We start from the raw sequence: 3,829 nt of genomic DNA on the forward strand, positions 1-3,829 counted from the left end.
ATAATCATTGGGGACAGTCTGAGACCAGTGAAAAAGTCAAACTATTAAGAATCACTGGTCTCGGACAGTCCCCAATGATTGAATCAACATAGAGATTGGAAACCATAATGGGAATCTGCAAACGAATCACATGATGCGGGTTAGGGAAAAGGCGCATTGAAAGAGGAATACCTCCTGTTTTAATAGAATATGGAAAACAAGAGGGGATGAGATGAAAACCAATTCAAAATTGATTATTTCATTAATGCTTAAATGTCAGTTGTGACACTCTAACCATTTATACATCTACGAATTTGTATATAAGAAAAAGGGTATTGCCCCAGGCGAAGGGCTAAAATTGAATGGTTTGATTAATAATAGGGAAATTCGTACGGAAAGAAAATCATGAACCAATCTAAGAATATTTTAAAGTATTATATAAAATATATTGAAAATATTACGTAAAATAATATACAACGGGTATAATTATATTGTATCATAGTCATATATAGAGATATGTGTTTGTTAATATAGAGGAGGTGGCGCAGATGACTAGCGCACAAGTAATAAAAGGCAGTACAAGACGAGGCCGTATTTTCCAAGATGATTATATCCCTATTTCTGATTTACAAAGAGAAGCTCCAAAGGTTTTAAAAAATCTCGATAAAGCCAAACTCATTATGAAAAATAATTCGCCTCATGCAGTCATTATGAGTGTGTCTGCATATAATGAAATGCTTGAGGATATCGAAGAACTCGAATTGGCAATTTTAGCATGTAAGCGTTTTAATGAAAGTAATGGAAAGACGACATCTCATAAAGATGTAATGAAGAAATTTGGAATTACTCGCGATGATATTGAAGCGGCTAAAAAAGAAGTGGTAATTGAGTGAAAAATATACCATGGCAAATTGAATATTTGGATGAAGCCCAAGATGACATGAGAAAATTCGATAAAGGAATGCTAATCGCAGTTTCTGCAGGAATAGAGATTGTAAGTGCTAATCCACTACCGAGAAGCGAAGGCGGGCGTGGATATCCCTTAGGTAACCGGAGAATTGGAAATTTGACAGGGTTCTAAAAAATCAAATATCGAGGAATTGGTATACGCGTGATTTATACGAGTGAACGAAAGAAAAGAAATATGATAATAGTAGCTGTAGACAAAAGAGAAGATGATAAGTGCTATAAAAAAGCAATAAAGAGAAAAGTTAAATTAACGAAAATTAAAAAATAACTAGTTCCTACTAAACATCTCGAAGGGCAGTATATCTGCGACAAACCGGACATCCCTTCCGTCTGTGTCCATGCTTTCCAGCACTCATTGTCCGTCTTTTTCATGGCTAAAATATATCCGGCCGTCATAGATGGAAAAGTCTTTTATGGAGATATCGCTCAAAGCGTGAAGATTTTTACCGTTTATGTCCATTTTGTACAGGCTGGAGTGATCGGCATGGCTGATGAAATAGATCCAGTTGTCCAAAAGATGGACGTCAAGCAGATAACTCATGCTGTAGATGGTCTCTTGTCCGGTGCCGCCGGTTTTGATCCTGTTCAAGATCAAGCGTCATCGGCACGTAATTGTGGGCGGATGCGATGCTGAAAATCGGCAAAAAATAAAGCGGAAACAACCAGTTAAACGGTATGTCCAAGACGATTTTGTACAGCAGGAATAAAGAGGCCAGCGGAATGGCAAGCGAGCCCAGCACTTTCATCGCGGCTTTTAAATATTCAATAGACTATCCATATATTAACATAAAAACCATACTAATTATAGTATAAAAGCATATGTATGTAAAATTTGCGCCTGGTTTTCCCTGAACATCTACTCTGCGCGCTTAAAAAAATTGATGAAAGCAATAGGAACTGAAGTGCAGGATCAAAAGAAATAAAGCAAACGGTGTCGTTTTTATGAAACGTAGCGTTAACTTAAGAAACACAAAACAATGAAAATATAAATATTTGCTACTAAATAACGGGCATTGAGCCCGTTATTCGGTTTGGCATGCATATTGCATTATAAATAATCAAACTGCTATACTTAACATGGAATGAATATGTAAAATCTATTTTAAGAAGTCGATGCCGGTAAAATGACTTTGACTATGAAACTAAATTAAATTTAAAAGAATGGGGGGTATACAAAAGATGAAAGTAAAAGTAAGGAAAGAAAGATGTAAGGAATGCGGCATATGCGTAGCAAATTGCCCAAAGAAGGCTATTTCATTTAGCGAAGAAATCAGCGTTACCGGTTATAGGCCGGTAGTTGTAAATGACGACCTGTGCATCGGATGCGGAATCTGTTACACAATGTGCCCGGACTGGGTATTTGAAATCTTAGGAGATAGGGGGTAATAAAATGGAAGACATGATAAAAGGCAATCACGTATTTGCGGAAGCGGCACTCAGAGCGGGCGCAAGATTTTATGCAGGATACCCGATCACACCGTCCACAGAGATAATGGAATACCTCTCAACCAGGATGGATGAAGTAGGCGGAGTATTTCTACAGGCGGAGAGCGAACAGGCATCCATGAACATTTTGACCGGCGCTTCAGCATCGGGAGTCAGATGCTTTACTGCATCGTCAAGTGTTGGAATGACATTAAAGCAGGAAGCCATCTCTCATATGGCGGATTCAGACTTGCCATTCTTGGCTATAAATGTTGTAAGATACGGAAACGGACTAGGAAATCTTCAGACAGGTCAATCCGACTATAATAGAGACACAAGAGGCGGTGGAAGCGGAGACTATAGAAACTTTGTGTTGTCGCCTTACAGCCTTCAGGAATCGGTTGATCTCATCTCCCACGCATTTGACCTTGGAGACAAATACGGAATGGGAGCCATTCTCCATACGGAAGCTTCCCTTGGACAAATGATGGAGCCGTGCAGCTTCCCTGAAATGAAAACAGTTGAGAGAAGGCTCGGAGCCATAGACGGCACCTACAGCCAAGAAAGAATATCCCCGCTGTTTAGGGACAGGATGGCGGAAGCAGTAGAGATGAAGGAAAGATATAACCGAGCAAAAGAAAATGAGCAAATGTGGAAAGACGAGTATCTTGAAGATGCCGACTATGTACTAGTCGCCTATGGACTAGCCGGAAGATCGGTAATGGGAGCAGTCGAGCAGCTTCGCGCAGAGGGTCATAAAGTTGGATTCATCAGACCGATAACCCTGTGGCCTTTCCCGGAAAAAGCCTTTGCAAAGGTCAATCCTGCCGTTAAAGGATATATCTCAATAGAAGAAAATGCAACGGGACAGATGGTTGACGATATTGCGCTTACTCTTAAAAAAACCGAGCAAAGATCAAAGCCCGTGTATTGTTACACATATGCAAGCTGCATTCCTACAATGAAGAGAATCAAGGCTGATTTCATCAAAGTAACAAATGGTGAAATAAAGGAGGTATATTAATATGGCTATAGCAAAAAAAGTGCCTGAAATGCTGGGCAAGCAGATATCTTTCTGTCCGGGTTGTGGTCATGGTGTCGTAGTTAGGCTCATTGCCGAATGCGTTGAAGAATTGAAGATGGAAAAGAATTGCATATGGAGTATCGGTGTAGGATGCTACTCGCTCATGGGAGCAGCAGTGGAAGCGGATAACTTCAACGCTCTTCACGGCAGAGGAGCGGCAGTCAGCACCGGTTTCAAGAGGTGTAATCCTGATACGCTTGTAATCTCATACCAAGGAGACGGCGATGCGTATAGCATCGGAATCGGAGAAAGTGTAAGCGCGGCCTACAGAAATGAAAATATAACTGTAATAACAGTAAACAATACGAACTATGGTATGACCGGTGGCCAGATGAGCGCCACTACCATGCCTGGCCAAAAAACAACGACCTC

5 protein-coding genes and 1 pseudogene are annotated in these 3,829 nt (G+C 40.4%); 5 read left to right on the top strand and 1 reads right to left on the bottom strand.

What is annotated here, in order from left to right; genetic code table 11:
* Positions 1 to 527: 527 nt before the first annotated feature.
* Positions 528 to 872 (top strand): type II toxin-antitoxin system Phd/YefM family antitoxin, encoded by a 345-nt coding sequence (locus JJE29_09195; protein ID MBK5252791.1) that lies wholly within the window; start codon positions 528 to 530, stop codon positions 870 to 872.
* Between the two features lie 5 nt (positions 873 to 877).
* Positions 878 to 1,216 (top strand): annotated as a pseudogene (locus JJE29_09200) (type II toxin-antitoxin system RelE/ParE family toxin).
* Between the two features lie 84 nt (positions 1,217 to 1,300).
* Here JJE29_09200 and JJE29_09205 read toward each other — a convergent pair.
* Positions 1,301 to 1,537, bottom strand: coding sequence for a DUF5050 domain-containing protein (locus JJE29_09205; GenBank protein ID MBK5252792.1), 237 nt, complete (start codon positions 1,535 to 1,537; stop codon positions 1,301 to 1,303).
* A 590-nt stretch (positions 1,538 to 2,127) separates the two neighbouring features.
* Here JJE29_09205 and JJE29_09210 point away from each other — a divergent pair.
* The 3 genes from JJE29_09210 to JJE29_09220 all read left to right on the top strand — a co-directional run.
* Positions 2,128 to 2,334, top strand: a complete 207-nt coding sequence (locus JJE29_09210) for a 4Fe-4S binding protein (protein ID MBK5252793.1) — start codon at positions 2,128 to 2,130, stop codon at positions 2,332 to 2,334.
* A gap of 4 nt (positions 2,335 to 2,338) precedes the next feature.
* Positions 2,339 to 3,397: a 3-methyl-2-oxobutanoate dehydrogenase subunit beta gene (locus JJE29_09215; protein ID MBK5252794.1), complete on the top strand. Its 1,059-nt coding sequence runs from the start codon at positions 2,339 to 2,341 to the stop codon at positions 3,395 to 3,397.
* Between the two features lies 1 nt (position 3,398).
* The coding region (locus JJE29_09220) for a 2-oxoglutarate oxidoreductase (protein MBK5252795.1) at positions 3,399 to 3,829 on the top strand (431 nt) is incomplete at its 3' end.

It is taken from the genome of Peptostreptococcaceae bacterium (genome assembly GCA_016649995.1).
In the GTDB taxonomy this organism is placed as follows: Bacteria; Bacillota; Clostridia; order Peptostreptococcales; family BM714; genus BM714.

What these genes read in the sequence shown, in the direction of transcription:
- JJE29_09195 (MBK5252791.1), top strand. Translation starts at nt 528, where the DNA reads ATGACTAGCGCACAAGTAATAAAAGGCAGTACAAGACGAGGCCGTATT.
- JJE29_09210 (MBK5252793.1), top strand. Translation starts at nt 2,128, where the DNA reads ATGAAAGTAAAAGTAAGGAAAGAAAGATGTAAGGAATGCGGCATATGC.
- JJE29_09215 (MBK5252794.1), top strand. Translation starts at nt 2,339, where the DNA reads ATGGAAGACATGATAAAAGGCAATCACGTATTTGCGGAAGCGGCACTC.